5 protein-coding genes are annotated in these 19,059 nt (G+C 43.2%); 2 read left to right on the forward strand and 3 right to left on the reverse strand.

The window, feature by feature from the left end; genetic code table 11:
* Positions 1 to 210 precede the first annotated feature (210 nt).
* Together ctpA and V7K30_RS03790 are read left to right on the forward strand one after the other, a co-directional pair.
* Positions 211 to 1,455: a carboxyl-terminal processing protease CtpA gene (gene ctpA, locus V7K30_RS03785; RefSeq protein WP_334997256.1), complete on the forward strand. Its 1,245-nt coding sequence runs from the start codon at positions 211 to 213 to the stop codon at positions 1,453 to 1,455.
* Complete coding sequence (locus tag V7K30_RS03790; RefSeq protein WP_334997258.1) at positions 1,452 to 1,643, forward strand: hypothetical protein; 192 nt, start codon at positions 1,452 to 1,454, stop codon at positions 1,641 to 1,643. The genes ctpA and V7K30_RS03790 overlap by 4 nt, the downstream gene beginning before the upstream one ends.
* Here the strand turns inward: V7K30_RS03790 and V7K30_RS03795 are convergent.
* From V7K30_RS03795 to V7K30_RS03805, 3 genes are all read right to left on the reverse strand, one after another.
* On the reverse strand, positions 1,615 to 7,170 hold the full coding sequence (locus tag V7K30_RS03795) for a trifunctional serine/threonine-protein kinase/ATP-binding protein/sensor histidine kinase (protein ID WP_334997260.1): 5,556 nt from the start codon (positions 7,168 to 7,170) through the stop codon (positions 1,615 to 1,617). The two genes, V7K30_RS03790 and V7K30_RS03795, sit on opposite strands and share 29 nt — an antisense overlap.
* Before the next feature lie 73 nt (positions 7,171 to 7,243).
* Positions 7,244 to 12,622, reverse strand: coding sequence for a trifunctional serine/threonine-protein kinase/ATP-binding protein/sensor histidine kinase (locus V7K30_RS03800; protein ID WP_334997262.1), 5,379 nt, complete (start codon positions 12,620 to 12,622; stop codon positions 7,244 to 7,246).
* 75 nt (positions 12,623 to 12,697) lie between these two features.
* On the reverse strand, positions 12,698 to 19,021 hold the full coding sequence (locus V7K30_RS03805) for an ATP-binding sensor histidine kinase (protein WP_334997264.1): 6,324 nt from the start codon (positions 19,019 to 19,021) through the stop codon (positions 12,698 to 12,700).
* Positions 19,022 to 19,059: the final 38 nt, after the last annotated feature.

Here is a 19,059-nt window from a genome sequence, read left to right on the forward strand (position 1 = left end):
GCGATCTCTTTACGCCCCTGCACAGAAAATGGTGGACACAAAGTAGATTTTATCCTTTGGTGAGTGGATACAACGCATCAGTTGAGTGAACAACTTAATGAGAGGAATGCACCACTTCTATAAAAAAAGTAACATAATCGAGAGATAGATTTCATCAACAACAGGGCAAGTGGGCATTTCTAGGCAATTTGGGTTGAGGTGGAATTGATAATGGGGTTCATGAACAAACAAGTCTTTCGGGTTGGATTTTCATTGTTAATGGCGTTTTGTTTGGCGTTGGGTACGCTCACCCAGCCTGCGGTGGCTTTGACGACGGAACAAAAGCTGGTTTCGGAAGTTTGGCGAATTGTTAATCGCACTTATCTAGATGAGACGTTTAATCATCAAAACTGGGCGGCTGTCCGGCAAAAGGTTCTCCAGAAGCCGCTCACCGACTCAAATGCCAGTTATGCGGCGATTGGGAAGATGCTCAAGAGCCTCGACGATCCTTTTACCCGCTTTTTAGATCCAGAACAGTACCGCAGCTTGCAGGTCAATACTTCTGGGGAACTGACTGGGGTAGGATTGCAAATTGCCCTGAACCCTGAGACTGGGAAGTTAGAAGTAGTGGCTCCTATAGCAGGTTCACCAGCAGATAAAGCGGGGATTAGACCACGCGATCGCATTCTCAAAATTGAAGGCGTCTCTACAGAAAATCTCACCCTTGATGAAGCTGCGACTAAAATGCGCGGGCCGAGTGGCAGCCTTGTCACTCTTGTGATCGAACGGGACGGAGAAGCAGAAACGGAAATTAGACTGACACGCGATCGCATTGCTCTTAACCCTGTGGTTTCCGATTTACGTGTTTCCACGGAGGGTAAACCCATTGGCTACCTACGTCTCACACAATTTAATGCCAACGCTTCAACGGAATTGGCGCACGCTATTTCTAGTCTAGAAAAAAAAGGCGCTGCTGCCTACATTTTGGATTTACGAAATAATCCTGGGGGACTTTTACAATCAGGAATTGAAATCGCCCGTCTGTGGTTAGACTCCGGCACTATCGTTTATACTGTCAACCGACAAGGCATTCAGGGTAGCTTTGCAGCCCTTGGGCCAGCCCTGACGAATGATCCTCTGGTGATTTTGGTGAATCAAGGAACTGCTAGTGCCAGTGAGATTCTCGCCGGCGCACTCCAAGATAATGGTCGTGCCCAGTTAGTAGGCGAAACCACCTTTGGTAAGGGCTTAATTCAATCCTTGTTTGGATTATCAGATGGTTCGGGCTTGGCAGTCACAATTGCTAAGTATGAAACTCCTCAACATCGGGATATTAACAAACTAGGTATTAAGCCGGATAAAGTGATTTCCCAAGCAGCCATTAACCGCGAACAAATTGGTACTGAAGCGGATCTGCAATATCAAGCTGCGGTGGAACTTTTGGTTAAAAACTCGATGGTGGCGGGAAAGGCATGAAGAGTGCTGAGTTCAAATTTCCGCCTAGACGCTATCTTCAATATAAGCGATCGCCGTTTTCCAACGGGGGAACTGTCAAACGCCAAAGCGAGGAATCAGGCATAATTAGGGCAGCAACAATTTATTTTTATCCTACAACAACTGCCATTTTCTTGTTTATCATGCGATCGCTGCCGGAATTTCAATGATAAATTCTGTCCCCTCTCCTGGTGTAGAAATGCAGCTTAACTGTCCTCCATGTTTTTCTACCACAATCGAATAGCTAGTTGATAATCCCAAACCTGTGCCACTACCTATCGACTTCGTAGTAAAAAATGGATTAAATATCTTATTTTTTACTGATTCACTTATGCCCACACCATTGTCTGCAATGCGAATCAGTACTTTTTGGGGTTTCAGGAATTCAGTCCGAATCACAATAGTAGGTTGACGAGTGACACCTAATTCTTCCAAGGCATCAATGGCATTATTGAGAATGTTCATAAACACCTGATTCAAAGCAGAAGCATAACAATTAACTAAAGGCAATTGACCATATTCAAGAATTACTTTAATCTCTGGATGTTTGCTATTATTTTTCAATCGATGCTGCAAAATCACAAGAGTGCTATCAATACCAGAATGAATATCTACTGGTTTGACTTCGGCTTCATCCAAGCGGGCAAAATTCCGCAGTGACAGCACAATTTGACAGATGCGATCTGCTCCCACTTTCATTGATGACAGCAGTTTTGATAAATCATCTACCAGAAAATCTAATTCCATCTCGGCGATTTTTTCTGTAATCTCTGGCAATGGTTCGGGATAGAATCGCTGATATAAATTATTTAATTCAATTAAGGACGCAACGTATGCACTCGCTGGTTCTAAGTTGCCATAAATAAAATTAATGGGATTATTAATTTCATGAGCAATACCAGCAACTAACTGTCCCAATCCAGACATTTTTTCAGATTGAATGAGTTGCGCTTGAGTGGAATAAAGTTTTTCTAGTGTTGATTCTAATTGAGTGCAATAATGGTTTAGTTCCTGGGTGCGTTCTTTGACTTTTTGCTCTAGAGTATGGGAATATTCCTCTGATTGGCGATAAAGTTGGGCATTTTCTAGAGAAATAGCGGCTTGAGTAGTGAGGAGATTGAGAACTTGTAAGCGATCGCTTGTAAATACTCCTGCGGTCAGATTATTTTCTAGGTACAAAATACCAATCAATTTTCCTTGGCTGATGATGGGTGTACACAAAAAACTTTGGGGTTGCTGCTGTTGAAAATAAGGGTCAGATACTAGGGAATTTTTAACTATTGGATCATCAATCAGTAGAGTTTCACTGGTACGAGAGACATAGTTAATTACACTTATAGGAATATCTGGACTTAATTCTACGGGTATGGATGGCTGTAAAGTGGTGTGAATTGTTGTGTTACTTGCTTGGGATACAGCAATTGCTTCTACGGTTAAATTATTGTCTTTACATAACATCAAAGCACATTTATCTGCGCCAGCATTTTCGATGAGTACTTGTATCAAAGTTGATAACAGTTGCTCCAGTTGAATTTCACTGGCGAGGGCTTGAGAAGCTTTAAAAATAGTTGCTAAATCTAGGTTATTTGAAATACTTGTACCACTAGAAAAAACAGTTTTATCAGCCAAAGTGACGATGGGATTGTCTAGGTTTAGGCTGATTTGTGGCTGCTGGAGTATGGTAGCTAAGAGTTCGGGATAGCGTTGTTCTAAGTCTGCAACTTTAGCTTTTGCTCCCCAACGAGCGTAACCGTAGTAAGCATTTGTCAGGTAAATTTGAGCAAATTGCTTTTTACCCCAATCAAGATAAAATTTAGCCGCTAGTTCGTGGGCTAACGCCTCTTCGTTGATAAATTGATTGTCCTTAGCCAGAGTTATAGCTTGGTCGTAACAATCAATAGCGGCGGCTTTTTCCCCCAAAACTCGATGCTTTTCAGCCTCCACTAAATACCATTTATGCAAGTTGTTCATCGGGGCATCTTTCGCCCACTGGTGCAGAATAGTTTGATGGGTAACGGCTTGGGTTAGCAGTTCTCCTTGTTCTGGTTCGGGCTGGCTGGGCAATAGTGCTAGGTGGGTAAGGGCAGCATAAAAATGCAAAACGGGAATCTGAACCGTTCCCGATGCTGCCATCAAATATGACTTGAGTTGGGTGATGTAGTTGAGGGCAGCCGGATAATTGCCATAAGTGTAGGCAAGCTGTAGTTTGTAGGTGTAGGCAAAAGCGATACCTGTGAGATCGTTATCCTGCTGGTGCTTTGGCAGCATAACTGTTTCATCGTAGAATTGGCCAATTAAGAGATGGGGTTGGCTCACCGATTCACGCAAATTTTGCACCGTTTGCTGTATTATTTCCAAATAAATACGCGGTGAATCTTGTTTCACCTGCGCCAGAGCAGCATTGTAAGCAGGCAATTCGGCTGATAATCTGTCCAAGTCTACTCCTGCACATAGCTCTGTATGGGCGTACCCTTGGATGCTGTAGCCAGCGTAGAGGAAATCGCCGGTTTCCATCCCAGCCGTGTAGCCCTCTTTCTGTATCGGAAGTACTGCCCTTAAAGCTTCCTGGTAATGTTGGATGAAACTCCCAAACAGGGCATGAGTGAAGCACTTCATACTCTGAACATTCAACCTTTCCACCAACGAGAGCGATAACCGACCAAATCCATAGCCCGTTTGGATTTCCCCCAAAAAGGCACACAGCACCATGCCATGAATTGCATATCCTGCCGTCGAGGCGGGGGCATTACCAAACTGGAGCGACAACCTCACCATCGTGGCGCTCAAAAAAGGCATTAAACTGGGTATTCCCAGAAGCACTGGGGCAAACAACATTCCTAACAGTGACATAGCAGCGATCGCTGTGGGATCGCTCATCACAGGTAGATCAATTAGCCCAGCAATTTCTCTACCTTCGAGTTGCTCCTTCAGTTCTTGCAGGGCTTTACCGATTTGGGCTTCATTGGTTGCATCGGGTAAATTTACCCCTAATTGACTCAGTGCTTCTGTGCCCACTGCGATCGCTGCTAATATTTGGCTGCGAGCCGTTTGTGCTGCGATTTGAATTTCGTATATTTTCACTTTATCTAAAATCGTCTGTGCTTCCTGCAATACCAAATCAACTTGCTGTTGCATCTGCTCAAAATCACCATTCAAATAACTGGCTTCTGTTACTGCCACATGGAGGTTCAAAGCTAATTCGTACTGATGTTGCCAGGAGTCTGGCTGTAATAGCTCAATCCCTGTTTGTAAATAAACCCTTGCTGCCCCATAAGCTGTAGCATTTCTCGCCTTCACTCCAGCTTTCAGGTTCAGTTGAGCTAATTCTTCCTGTTCTTTTGGTTGAGTAATTAACTTTTGTCCTAAATTCAAATGCCCAACAATATCAAATACTTTTTCCTCAAGCTCTATCTCAGAGAAATTTTGCAAAAGTAACCGTCCAATCTTCAGATGTGTTGCTGTTTTTTGCTGATCAGGAATCAGGGAATAGGCAGCTTGTTGAACTCTGTCATGTAAAAACCGATATTTAGCTATTTTTTTATGGCTATTCTCACCCGCCAATATCGATTCTTGCCGATCATCTCCCTGATAAAACTTATAAACATCACTAATCGGTAAAATCAATCCTTCTTGCAAGGCTCTCCATAAATTAGTAGCTGTTTCTAGCTCTAATTTTTCGGAAACAATTGCTAAAGTTTCTAAATCAAACTGATTACCAATACAAGCGGCTAATTTGAGAACATTCTGTGTAGAGGATGGGAGCTTTTGCAATTGCAATGCCATAAATTCAACTACATCATCTGTGAGCGCTTGCTGACTCACTTGTGTAATATCACATTCCCACCCTCCCGTAGCTGTTCCTTGGTAAGGGGGGGTGAATTGAATCAGCTTATCTTGATGCAATGCTTTGAGAAATTGCGTAGTAAAAAAGGGATTACCTTGAGTTTTTTGATAGACTAATTTAGAAAGAGATAAAGCCAAACTTTCTGAACATTTAAGTGTGTCGGCAACTAATTGATTCACTTGCTTTTGACTTAGGGGATCTAAAGTAATTGTCTTAATCGTTGCTTGTGTTTTGGCAATTTCACCCAAAGTCAACATTAATGGATGTGCTGGGTTGACTTCGTTATCACGATATGCACCAATTAAGAAAAGATGACCTGTATCAGCGATTAATAACTGTATTAACTTCAGTGAGGCGGAATCTGCCCATTGCAAATCATCTAAAAACATCACTAATGGATGTTCAGCACTTGTAAAGACTTGGGTAAATTGTTGGAATAATAAATTAAATCTATTTTGTGCCGCAGTTCCTGATAATTCTGGTGCTGGTGATTGCTTTCCAATAATTATTTCTAATTCCGGGATGACTTCAATAATTACCTGCCCATTTTCACCTACAGCATCTAATATTTTATTTCTCCATTGCTGGATTTGGGCATCACTTTCTGTTAACAATTGTCCGATTAAATCTCGGAAGACTTGCACAAAGGCGCTGAAGGGAATATTTCGTTGAAATTGATCATATTTCCCTTTAATGAAATAACCGCGTTGTCGCACAATAGGTTTATGAACTTCGTTGACAACTGCTGTTTTACCAATCCCAGAGAAACCAGCCACCAACATCATTTCTACCCCCCGATGTCCCCTCTTATTAAGGGGAACCAGTGCGTTGCGAGGGTCTTCCCCGTTGTAGCAACTAGCGTGGGATTCAGGGGGGTTAGCGACTCTTTCAAATGCTTGGAGTAACGTTTCTACTTCGGTTTCTCGTCCATAGAGTTTGTCAGGGATAAGGAAGCGATCGCACACATCCCGTCGCGCAATTTGAAAGCTCTCAATCTTACCATCAACTTGTAGTTGATGTAAGCAATTTTCTAAATCAAATTTCAGTCCTAACGCACTTTGATATCTGGATTCAGCATTTTTCGCCATCAATTTGCTGACAATTTCTGAGAGTACAGATGGGATTTGTGGGTTAATTTCAGATACTAAAGGCGCTAGTTTAGCAATATGACAATGTACCAATTCCATCGGATCATTTGACGAAAATGGTAACTCACCTGTAAGTAATTCGTAAAAAGTGACACCCAAAGAATAGAAGTCAGTCCGGTAGTCAATCCCCCGATTCATTCTTCCTGTTTGTTCTGGGGAAATATAACTAAGTGTTCCTTCTAATACATCGGGGTTGATGAGGGTTTGGGTTTCTCGTGGTAGTAAAGACGCAATACTGAAGTCAATTAATTTAACTTGTTTGGTTTCGGGATTAATTAAAATATTGCTGGGTTTAATGTCTTTATGAATAATTCGCTCGCGATACAGTATATCTAAGGCGTTGCACAGTGCGATCGCTATCTCTAAAAACTCCTGTAGAGACGTTGTATGCAACGCCTCTACATGGGTGAAATAATCTTTTAGAGAAATCCCGCCAAAATCTTCCATCACTAACGCATAGCCATTTTGGTAGGGTTCTAGGCTGTAGGTGGCGATGAACAGAGGTGAGTTAAGATTTTTGGCAATGGTATACTGATTGCGAAACGACAAGAGTTCGCTGAAACTGGGATAAGAATTTTTCAGCAGTTTAATCACTACTCTTAATGAATCGGTTTCTCGATCCCCTCGAAAAACCAGAGTTCTAGAACCATTGTAGAGTTCTTCATTGATGCCATATCCGGGAATATTGGCTAGAGTGCTTACCATATTGCTAAATCCTGAAGACTTCTAGATTTAGTATTCCCAGATATCTGAAGCTGTTTACCAAAAGAGCAAAAATCTACAAAGGAATTTCGATTAAAAATTCTGTTCCCTCACCGATAACAGAGTTGAAACTCAATTTGCCACTATGAGTTTCTTCGACGATTTTACGAGCGATCGCCAGCCCTAATCCCGTCCCTTTCCCGACAGCTTTCGTCGTAAATAAATGGTCAAAAATCTTGTGTTTCACTTCTTCGTTCATTCCTTTACCATTATCCAGAATAGCAATTTTAACTAGATCATTTTCGACTGAAGTTGTAATTGTAATCCAGTTAGGATTGGCTTTAATTTCTGCAAAACTGCGACCATTATTTGATTCATCTAATGCATCAATAGCATTCGCCAAAATATTCATAAATACCTGATTTAATTGACCGGAAAAGCAATTAATCGCCGGGATATTACCGTAGTTGGTGACAACTTCAATAGCCGGACGAGTCTCCGAAGCCTTGAGACGATGGCGTAAAATCAAGATGGTGCTATCAATCCCTTCGTGGAGATTGAAGGTTTGTTTTTGGTCGCTATCGGCACGGGAGAAAGTACGGAGACTCTTACTGATAGACTTGATGCGATCGCCACCATCTTTCATGGCTCTAATTAATTTGGGTAAATCATCCCGTAAATATTCCAGGTCGATTGTCTCTAATTCCTCTGCAATGGTGGGGCTGGGTTGCGGGAGTTCCTCTTGATAGAGGTCAATCAGCCCAAATAGGTCATTGATGTAATCTTGGACAGCACTAACGTTGCCAATAATACAGCCGACGGGATTGTTGATTTCGTGGGCAACTCCGGCGACTAAGTTACCTAGCGCCGACATTTTTTCACTTTGAACTATTTGTAATTGAGCATTTTGCAAGTCGGTGAGGGTCTGCTGGGCTTGATTGTAAAGCCGGGCATTTTCTAGAGAAATCGCCACTTGAGTGCAGAGGAAGTCGAGAATAATGATGCGATCGCTGGTAAATACACCACTGGTTAAGCGATTCTTGAGATACAAAATACCAACCAAATGTCCTTGATTGAGAATGGGTAAACACAGGACACTTTTAGGCTGCTGTAGTCTCAAATAATCCTCAATTACGGGTAAATCGGTTTTTAAATCGTCAATGACCACGACTTGTTGAGTGTTTTTGACATATTGAATCAGTTTGACGGGGACATTGGGATTGTTTTCCAGGGGTTCGGAGTAGAGTTTAGTTTCGGTGGGTGTGGCGATCGCCCGCACTTCCCAGACTTGATTCTCGTTGGGTAAGATTAACGCACAGCGATCGCCCCCCGAATTTTGCAGAATAACTTGGGTGAGTTGGTGGAGCAGATCCTCTAACTGAATCACCCGCGAAAGTGCTTGGGAGGCTTTGAGAATGGCAGCAAAATCGAGGGTTGTATTGATGCTGGAACTGCTAGAACTTTTGTGGTTGTTGGAGTGAAGGGAATAGGCGGGAGATGCGATCGTCGCTAATGTGCCTAACATTGTCACTGAGGGATCGGACTGCCGCAAAATCGGGCAAAGCAACTCTGGATAACGGGTTTCCAGGTCATCAGTTTTAGCTTTAGCTCCCCAGTGGGCATAGCAGTAATAGGCTTCTTGCATATAACCTGCGGCAACTTTCTCTTTACCCCAATTGAGATAGAATTTGGCTGCTAGTTCGTTTGCTAAAGCTTCTTCCTGGATATATTCATGTTCTTTTGCTCCAGAAATGGCGCGATCGTACCAATCCCCAGCCTCATAATGCTTTCCTAAAACCCGATATTTTTCGGCTTCCACCAAATCGTATTTATGTTGATGATTCATTGGTGCGTGGTGCGCCCATTGCTGTAAAAGAGTTTGGTTTTGGGTCACGCGCTCTAATGTAGTTGATACTTCGCCTGAGCGTTGAGTCAATTGTGCTATGGTAACTAAAGAATCATACAAATAAAATGCAGGTTCACCAACTGTACTTGCACCTCCCATGAAATAGTTTCTGCACTCAAGTGCATGATTGTTTGCTTCCTCAACTTCCCCAAATAAAAAGCACAGGGTCAATTTATATACGTAAAATATATATAGTCCATGCCAATCATTGGCAGACAGCAACAGGGGAAGAAATTCTGTTTCTTGTAGAGCAGATCCAGACAAAATAGTGGGATACTCCGCAAAACCCAATAAATTCAAAATTATTTGCCAATAGACCAGACAGTAATTAGCTGATCCCAATTGCTTTAGTGCAACTAAAGCATGGTAGTAAGTGCGTGTATTTTGCTCTAAGTCAGAAAGGGGTAGACCGCAATAAAAAGAATTCCGACAGAAACTTTGACCACAATATCCGGCATATTCCAGGTTGCCAATTTCTAGCCCAAGCGTGTATCCCTCCTCCAAGAGGGGTAATGTTTTTTTGATGTGAGATTTGCGGTGGAGAATAAAACCGCCTAGCAGCAAAAATATTTCAGGTTTAGTGGCTTTATCATCGAATTTTAAAGCGAGATTCAATGCCAACTGACCAAACTGTGCCGCTAAATCTATATCTTTTTGGATATTCGAGAGAACCAAACTGTAGCAAGCATAGTTAGTCGCAGAAACAAATGTATTACCGTATTGCAGAGATAATTTGACGAGCAAGGTCGTTAATAATGGATACAAAAGAGAGCCACAGGTGTAAGCTGCTCCCATGATGCTACTAGCAATTTGGGTAATAGCTATTTTGTTCGCATCTGTCATAATGGGGAGATTGGCAAAATCTTCAACTTTCTGGTCTCCAATGAGTTTGCTAATTTCTTGGATGGATTGCTGAACATCTGCCATTGTGGGTGATTCGGTCATCGGTATCCCTAATTGTTGTAAGAGATCCATGCCGATCGCTAGCACTTCATCGAGTTGACTTTGGGAGGCATTAGCTTGAATCCTAATACGGTAAACATTGACCTTTTCTAGTAAGGTATGAGCCTGTTCGATGACAATATTAACGAACTGTTCCATCCGTTCAAAATCGCCGCATAGAAAAGCCAACTCAGTCGCTAATTCATGAAATTCTAGTGTCAGTTCGTATTGCTGCTGCCAAGCTTTTTCGCCCAGCAGAGATAACCCAATGCTGGCATATTCGCGACCCGCTTGATAAGCGGTTGCGCTTCGGGCTTTGCGGGTGGCGATGAGATTGAGTTGGGCAAGTTCGTTGCATTCGGTGAGTTGAGTAATTAGAGAAGTTCCGTGATTTAATTGATTGACCAGTTCAAAAATGCGTTCTTCTCTGGCTTCGGGCGAAATTTGTTGCAGTAGTAGCTGTCCGATATGGTAGTGGGTTATTTGTCTTCGATCCTCAGCAATGAGAGAATAGGCAGCCTGTTGGACGCGATCGTGGAGGAACTTATAATTGAGCGATTCATCTGTTGGGTTTTGCGTTGTGTCCAATTCGCCCACATAGAACTTATAAATTTCACTTTGAGGGAGGATTAGTCCTTCCTGCAAGGCTTTCCAGAGGGCGACGGCGGCATCAGATTCCGATTCTTGGGAGACGATCGCCAGCGTATTCAAATCAAACTGTGCGCCAATACAAGCGGCTAATTTGAGAATATCTTGGGTATAAGAGGGCAGTTTTTGTAACTGTGATGCCATAAATTCCACGACATCATCGGACATGGCCACAGTGCGAATCTCTGCCAGATCGCACTGCCAATGTCCCAGGTTGAGATCGAACTGAATCAATCCATCTTGATACAATGCTTTGAGAAACTGGGTAGCAAAAAAGGGATTGCCTTTTGTTTTCAAGGAAATCAGTTCTGTCAAGGCTTGAGCGGTCAAAATATGGCAGTTGAGCGTGTCAGCGACTAGCTTGTTTAAGCTACCCTGACTGAGGGGACGTAAGGTAATGGTATTGATGGTGGCGTTGGCTTTGGCGATCGCATCTAAGGTTAACATTAAGGGATGCGCCGGTGAAACTTCATTATCTCGGTAAGCCCCGATCATCAATAAATAGGGACTTTCCGACTCATTCATCAAAAGCTGCATCAAATTGAGTGAGGCAGAATCAGCCCACTGTAAATCATCCAAAAACATCACTAAGGGATGTTCTTGAGTTGTGAAGACTTGAATGAATTTTTGGAACAGTAAATTAAATCTATTTTGTGCTGCTGTTCCTGATAATTCTGTCGCGGGTGCTTGCTTACCGATGATGCGTTCTAATTCGGGAATCACCTCAATGATTACCTGCCCATTGTCCCCTAGAGCCTGAAGAATCTGAGTTTTCCAGATGTGTAATTCGGTATCGCTTTCACTGAGCAACTGCCCCATTAAATCACGGAATACTTGCACAAAAGCACTTAAGGGAATATTGCGATTAAATTGGTCATATTTCCCTTTGATAAAATAACCGCGTTGCCGCACAATGGGTTTATGAACTTCGTTGACAACTGCCGTTTTCCCAATTCCCGAAAACCCCGCTACCAGCATCATTTCTGTTGCACCTTGGCTAACACGCTCAAATGCTTGGAGTAACGTTTCTACTTCGGTTTCTCGTCCATAAAGTTTGTCAGGGATGAGGAAGCGATCGCACACATCCCGTCGCGCAATTTGAAAGCTCTCAATCTTACCATCAACTTGTAGTTGATGTAAGCAATTTTCTAAATCAAATTTCAGTCCTAACGCACTTTGATATCTGGATTCAGCATTTTTCGCCATCAATTTGCTGACAATTTCTGAGAGTACAGATGGGATTTGTGGGTTAATTTCAGATACTAAAGGCGCTAGTTTAGCAATATGACAATGTACCAATTCCATCGGATCATTTGACGAAAATGGTAACTCACCTGTAAGTAATTCGTAAAAAGTGACACCCAAAGAATAGAAGTCAGTCCGGTAGTCAATCCCCCGATTCATTCTTCCTGTTTGTTCTGGGGATATATAACTAAGTGTTCCTTCTAATACGTTGGGGTTGATGAGGGTTTGGGTTTCTCGTGGTAGTAAAGATGCAATGCTAAAGTCAATTAATTTAACTTGTTTGGTTTCGGGATTAATTAAAATATTGCTGGGTTTAATGTCTTTATGAATAATCCCCTCCCGATAGAGTATATCTAAGGCATTGCACAGTGCGATCGCTATTTCTAAAAACTCCTGTAGAGACGTTGCACACAACGCCTCTACATGGGTGAAATAATCTTTTAGAGAAATCCCGCCAAAATCTTCCATCACTAACGCATAGCCATTTTGGTAGGGTTCCAGGCTGTAGGTTTGGATGATTAGGGGTGAGTTAAGATTTTTGGCAATGGTATACTGATTGCGAAACTGCACCAGTTCGCTGAAACTGGGATAAGAATTTTTCAGCAGTTTAATCACTACTCTTGATGAATCGGTTTCTCGATCCCCTCGAAAAACCAGAGTTCTAGAACCATTGTAGAGTTCTTCACTGATGCGATATCCGGGAATACTGACCATATTGCTAAATCAAAAGAGGCTTTCAGATTTAGTATTCCCAGATATCTGAAGTTGTTTACCAAGAAGAGGTAAAAATTATACCGGAATTTCAATGATAAATTCTGTACCATTACCTAGAAGAGAGTTAAAACTCAATTTGCCGCTATGGGTTGATTCGACGATTTGACGAGCGATCGCAAGTCCTAATCCTGTTCCTTTCCCAACAGCTTTTGTCGTAAATAAATGGCCAAATATTTTTGATTTGACTTGTTCATTCATCCCCTGACCATTATCAGCAATGGCAATTTTAACTAGATTATTTTCGACTGAGGTTGTAATTGTAATCCCGTTAGGATTGGCTTTTATTTTTTCAAAGCTACATCCATGATTAGATTCATCTAATGCATCAATAGCATTTGCCAGGATATTCATGAATACCTGATTTAATTGACCCGGAAAACATTCGACTTGAGGTAAATTACCGTAGTTGGTGACAACTTCAATCGTTGGACGTTGTTCATTCGCCTTGAGACGATGTTTTAAAATTAAAATTGTACTATCGATGCCTTGGTGAATGTTAAATGGTACTTTATAATCTTGATCAGCACGGGAGAAAGTGCGGAGACTGGTACTGATATTTTTGAGGCGATCGCACGCCATCGTCATGGAATCAATCATCTTCGGCAAGTCTGATAAGCTATAATCCAAGTCGATTTCTTCGGCATGGTCTTTGATTTCATCACTTTTGTTGGGGAAACTTTTTTGATAGAGTTTCAGGTGTTCGATAATATCAGCGAAGGTAGGTTTAGCTTGTTTGAGACTCGCAGCAATAAAACCCAAAGGATTATTCATTTCGTGAGCCACACCAGCAACTAAGTTACCTAATGCTGACATTTTTTCACTTTGCACCATTTGTAATTGGGCGTTTTGCAGATCAGTTAGCGCTTGTTCTAAGTCAAGTGATTTTTGCTGCAAAGCAAGTTCAGCAAGTTTGCGTTCGGCTTCAAGCCGCGCCCTTTCGCTAATATCTCGCATCACAACTACTGCACCAACTTTGTTACCCAAAGGATCGAAGATTGCTTGTCCACTTGCTAACAAAATTCTCGTAGAACCATGCTTCGGCGCAATTACTATTTCGGCATTTTCGACTATTTCTCCTTGCAAGGCACGAAACAAAGGGATTTCCGTTGTTAATAGGGGTGTTTGCCCATCAGGTTGATAGAGTGAGAAGTGTTCTGCCCATTGTTCAGGTGGTAATGATTCTATTGGTAAGCCATGAAACTCACGAGTTGCGTTGTTGAATAAGGTCAACTTGCCACTAGCATCACAAACAACAATCCCATCGGTAATATTGTGAATGATGGCATTCAAAAACTCTCGTTCTTTGGCTAGAGATGCTTCGGCCTGTTTGCGTAAGCGAAGCTCCTCGTAGACATCGCTAATATCAATCATCACCCCATCCCATAAGATTGCGCCATCGGCTTGTCGCTGTGGCCGAGCAAGAGATTGAATCCATTTGACGGTTCCTGAAGGCAGGATAATCCGACATTCTAGGTCAAACGGTGTCAGAGTTTGGGCAGAGTAAGCGATCGCTTGGACAATAGCTGGTTGATCGTCAGGATGATTCATGGCGTAAAGACTATGGGTTCCTGCTATCACCAACTCTGGCTCTAACCCATACAAGTCGAGACAGCCAGAGCTAACGTAGGGTGTTGAAGTTGAACCGTCAGCCGCGATCCGGAATTGGTACACCATACCAGGAATATTATTCGCCAAATTTTGGAAGCGAATTTCATTAGCCTGCAATTTTGCTAGAGATTGTGTTAACTGTTGAGCATAGTTCTGGGAATTTCGATAAAGTCGGGCGTTTTCTAGAGAAATTGCAGCTTGAGCGCAAAGTAAGTTGAGCAGTTCGACGCGATCGCTATTAAAAGCTCCGGTTGCCAGGTTATTTTCCAGATACAATATGCCAAGCAACTTACCTTGATGCAAAATCGGGCTGCACAAAATACTCTTGGGCTTCTGTTGCTGTATATAGGGGTCATTGATTAATTGCGGCTGCACCGTGGCATCAACAATCACTGCTGGTTTTAAGCTGCGTTTAACGGTATTAATTAAGCCAACTGGCACATCAAGAGAGTCCTCAACGGGCTGCGGGTTGAGCAACATTGGGTAAAAATCGATGTGGGCAATTCCCTTGTTCTGTCCAGATGTGACATCAAGAGAAAGCTGTGCTAGCGCCTGAATCAGCAAACGACCTGACTCCAAGAGCATGAACACACATTTATCTGCTCCGGCATTTTCAATGACGATATGCAGCAATACCGAGAGCAGTTTTTCGAGTTCGATTTCTCCAGAAAGGGTTTGAGAAGCTTTGAGAATGGTAGCTAAATCTAAAGCAACAGAGACGGTGCTACTACTGGAAGTGGTGGAGGTGACACTCTCCAAGGTGAAGATAGTTTCGTTAGTTGAGAAGGGAGAACGGGTTTGCTGGAGGATGGGGGCGAGGAGTTGGGGATAGCGTCGTTCCAAGTCGGCGACTTTGGCTTTAGCGCCCCAACGAGCATAGCCATAGTAGGCGTTCGTCATGTATTCCTGAGCAATGCGCTCTTTGCCCCAGTCGAGGTAAAATTTAGCTGCTAGTTCATTAGCCAGGGCTTCTTCTTGGATGTAGCCGTGTTCTTTAGCAAGAGCAATGGCGCGATCGTAGAATTCTAATGCCTCTGATTTATGCCCTAAAACTCGGTATCGATCGGCTTCAACTAAATAAAATTTGTGCAGGTGATTTTCTGGAGCATGGCCAGCCCACTTTTTCATCTTTTCCTGGTTTTTAGCCACCCGTTGCAGAATGTGTTGCTGTTGTGGTTGGGAAACCTGAGAATAGATTGTCAGATGGGCTAGAGAATCATAGGTGTAGCAGAGCGGAACGATGAATAAGCCTGTAGCGCCACCGATATAGTTTTCAGATGCGATCGCGTTTTCCACCGCCAATTCAAACTTGCCAAACATGTAACATAGACCCAATTGGCTGGCATAGAAATAGTACAACGCAGTCTGATCGCCCGATCGCTGGAGGGCTGGCACAATTTCCTCTCGATTAAAGGCATTTCCACTCAGCTGCCAAGGTTCAGCAGAATCGCCGATCATATTCAAAATTGCTTGCTGAAAAACTGTCAGATGACTGGTAAGACCTTCTTGCTTGAGGTGCGCCAGCTGATCTCGGAAGGCAGCGCTTTGTCGGCTGAGTTCGCTTAGTTCTTTGCCCATAAACCAACAGTACGAGATATAAATGAATCCGCAAATAGCCGCTGATTCTAAATCTCCCGTTTCCAATCCAACTTCGTAGCCTTCCCGAAGAAACGGTAAGGTGTTCTTGAGCGGCTCTTTCCAATGCCACACACTGCAATGAATTCCGACATAAACTCTCGATTTCAGTTCTTTGGCATTGAAATGTTCGAGCAATAAAAGTGCAAGTTTTGCACACTCATAGCCAAAGTCAATCTCTCCTACCATCCCACAAAGTATTAGTCCGTAGTAGGCATAGCCAATTGCCGAAAATGAGGTGTTGCCATATTGAACGGATAAATTTACCTGCTCAAGAGTAATAAATGGTAAGAGCGCTGGAGTGACGACAAAGGCAGCAGAAGAGACAGCGGCAAGAATCCGTATAACTGCTAATTTGTTAGGGTTTACAATCTGGGGCAGAGTGATTAAGTCCAACGGTTGCCTACCAGCCAGGATCGATTTAGTCGCCTCAAATGCCTGTGCAATATCCAATTGACTGGGTTGCTCAGGAAAACTCGTTCCTAGACGTTCTACAATCTTCAGGGCAATCTGCACTGCCTCTATAAATTGATGTTGGGCTTGAGCAGCTTGAATTTGAACTTCATAGACCTTGACTGTATCCAACAGGTTTCTAGAGTATTCTGTAATGACTGCCGCTAATTGTGTCATCTGCTGAAAGTTGCCGCTCAGGTAAGCGGCTTCAGTGGCAGCTTCGTAGAGGGCTAAGGTTAACTCATACTGCGTTTGCCACATATCCTTAGCTAACAAGGCAATGCCTGTAGTGCAATATTCAAATGCAGCTGTATAGGCAGTTGCGGCTCTGGCTTTTTGTCCAGCTTTCAGATTGAGTTGAGCGAGTTCTATTTGCTCAGATAGATCGACAATCAGGGATTTGCCGATATTAAGTTGGTTAACAATTTCAAACAGTTTTTCGTCTTGTTTGGCAACGAGCCTATGAGTCAGTAATAGTTGCCCAATTTTTAGGTGAGCGATCTGTTTTTGTTCTTCTGGAATTAGGAAATAAGCGGCTTGCTGGACGCGATCGTGCAAGAACTTGTAAACACAGGTGTCAACCTTCTGTGTTGATGTTTGAACTGTGGCGGCTGATGCTTCAGTTTGATAAAACTTGTAAACCTCATTGATCGGAATGATAAATCCTTCTTGCAATGCTTTCCACAAGTCTGAAGCGGTTTCCGTCTGCAACTTTTCAGAGACGATCGCCAGCGTCGCCAAATCAAACTGATTGCCAATACAAGCTGCCAGTTTCAAAACATCTTGAGTGATGTTGGGCAATTTCTGAAGCTGTTGGGCCATAAATTCCACCACATCATCGGTGAGAGCCAGCGATCGCACTTGCCCGACATCACACTGCCAAAAACCTGCTTCCCAATCAAAGGTAATCAGCCCATCTTCATACAGCGCTTTCAGAAACTGAGTCGTGAAAAAGGGATTGCCTTTGGCTTTTTGATAAACCAACTCTGTTAACGGCAATGCCATTTCAGTCGCACAACTAAGCGAGTCGGCAATTAAATGGTTTACATCTGCTTGACTCAAGGGAACTAGAGTCAGGGTGTTGACGCAAGAGGATGCTTTTTCGATTTCATCTAGCGTTAACATGAGTGGATGAGCCGCAAACACCTCGTTATCGCGGTATGCGCCAATAATGAATAGATAACCGCGATTGCTTACCATCAACAGCTTCAGCAAATTCAGCGATGCCGAATCTGCCCATTGCAAATCATCGAGAAACATCACCAACGGATGTTCTGTTGTGGTGAAGACTTGAATGAAATTTTGGAACAGCAGATTAAAGCGATTTTGTACCGCACTGCCCGATAATTCAGCGATCGCAGGCTGTTTGCCGATCATCTGCTCCAGTTCAGGAATCATCTCGATCAAAACTTGCCCGTTCTCTCCAACTGCCGCTAAAATCTTGCTCTGCCATTGCTCCAGTTGAGTATCGCTTTCACCGAGCAACTGTGCCATCAAATCACGAAAGGCTTGCACAAAAGCAGACAGAGGAATGTTGCGGTTGAACTGGTCATATTTCCCTTTGATAAAGTAGCCGTTCCACCGGACGATCGGCTTATGCACTTCATTGACGACGGCAGTTTTGCCAATGCCAGAGAAACCTGCCACCAGCATCAGTTGGGAGCCACCATTGGCAACATGACCAAATGCCTCCAGTAATGTCTGCACTTCCGATTCCCGTCCGTAGAGTTTTTCGGGGATGAGAAAGCGATCGCTGATATCGCGCTGTCCCAATTCAAACCAGGTGTGCTTGCCTGTTTCTCGCCACTGTTCTACGCAGGTAACAAGGTCATATTTAAGTCCTAACGCACTCTGATAGCGGTCTTCGGCGTTCTTCGCCATCAGTTTGCGGACAATCTCGCCCAGCATCAAGGGCAGATCGGGGTTGAAATCCCAGACGAAGGGTGGTTGCTTTGCGATATGGCAATGCACCAACTCCATCGGGTCACGAGACTCAAAGGGCAGTTTTCCACTCAGTAGTTCAAAGAAAGTCACACCTAATGAATAGAAGTCGCTGCGGTAGTCAATGCCTCGGTTCATCCGTCCGGTTTGCTCTGGTGACAGATATGCCAGCGTCCCTTCCAGTCCCTTGATGCTCTGAATCTCCTGGGTTTCTCGTGGTAAGAGTGAGGCAATACTAAAGTCAATCAACTTGATTTGTTTCGTGTGAGGGTGAATCAAGATGTTGGCTGGTTTAATATCTTTGTGAATAACGCGCTGTTGATGTAACTGGTGTAAGATGTCTAGCAGTTGCAGAGCAATGGGGATGAATTGCTCTAATGTCAGTGTTTTTCCTTGGGTAAATTCCCGCAAGGAAATGCCACCAAAGTCCTCCATTACCAGGGCATAGCCGTTGTTATAGGCTTCTAGGCTGTAGGGTTTGATGATACCGGGAATATCTAGGTTTTTAGCGATCGCATACTGGTTGCGAAACTGTACTAATTCGCTGAAGGTTGGGTATTCTTGTTTTAAGAGCTTGATCACAACTGGTAAGCGATCGCCTTCTCGAACTGCCCGATACACTTGAGTCCGAGAACCTGAATAAAGTTGCTCTATAATTTGGTAGCCAGCGATCGTTAAAGTTCCATCAACATTTGCGCTCATAAATTTTGACGAAAATTCCTATGTACTAAGGTTAGAAT

This window comes from Nostoc sp. (genome assembly GCF_036917655.1).
GTDB lineage: Bacteria > Cyanobacteriota > Cyanobacteriia > Cyanobacteriales > Nostocaceae > Nostoc.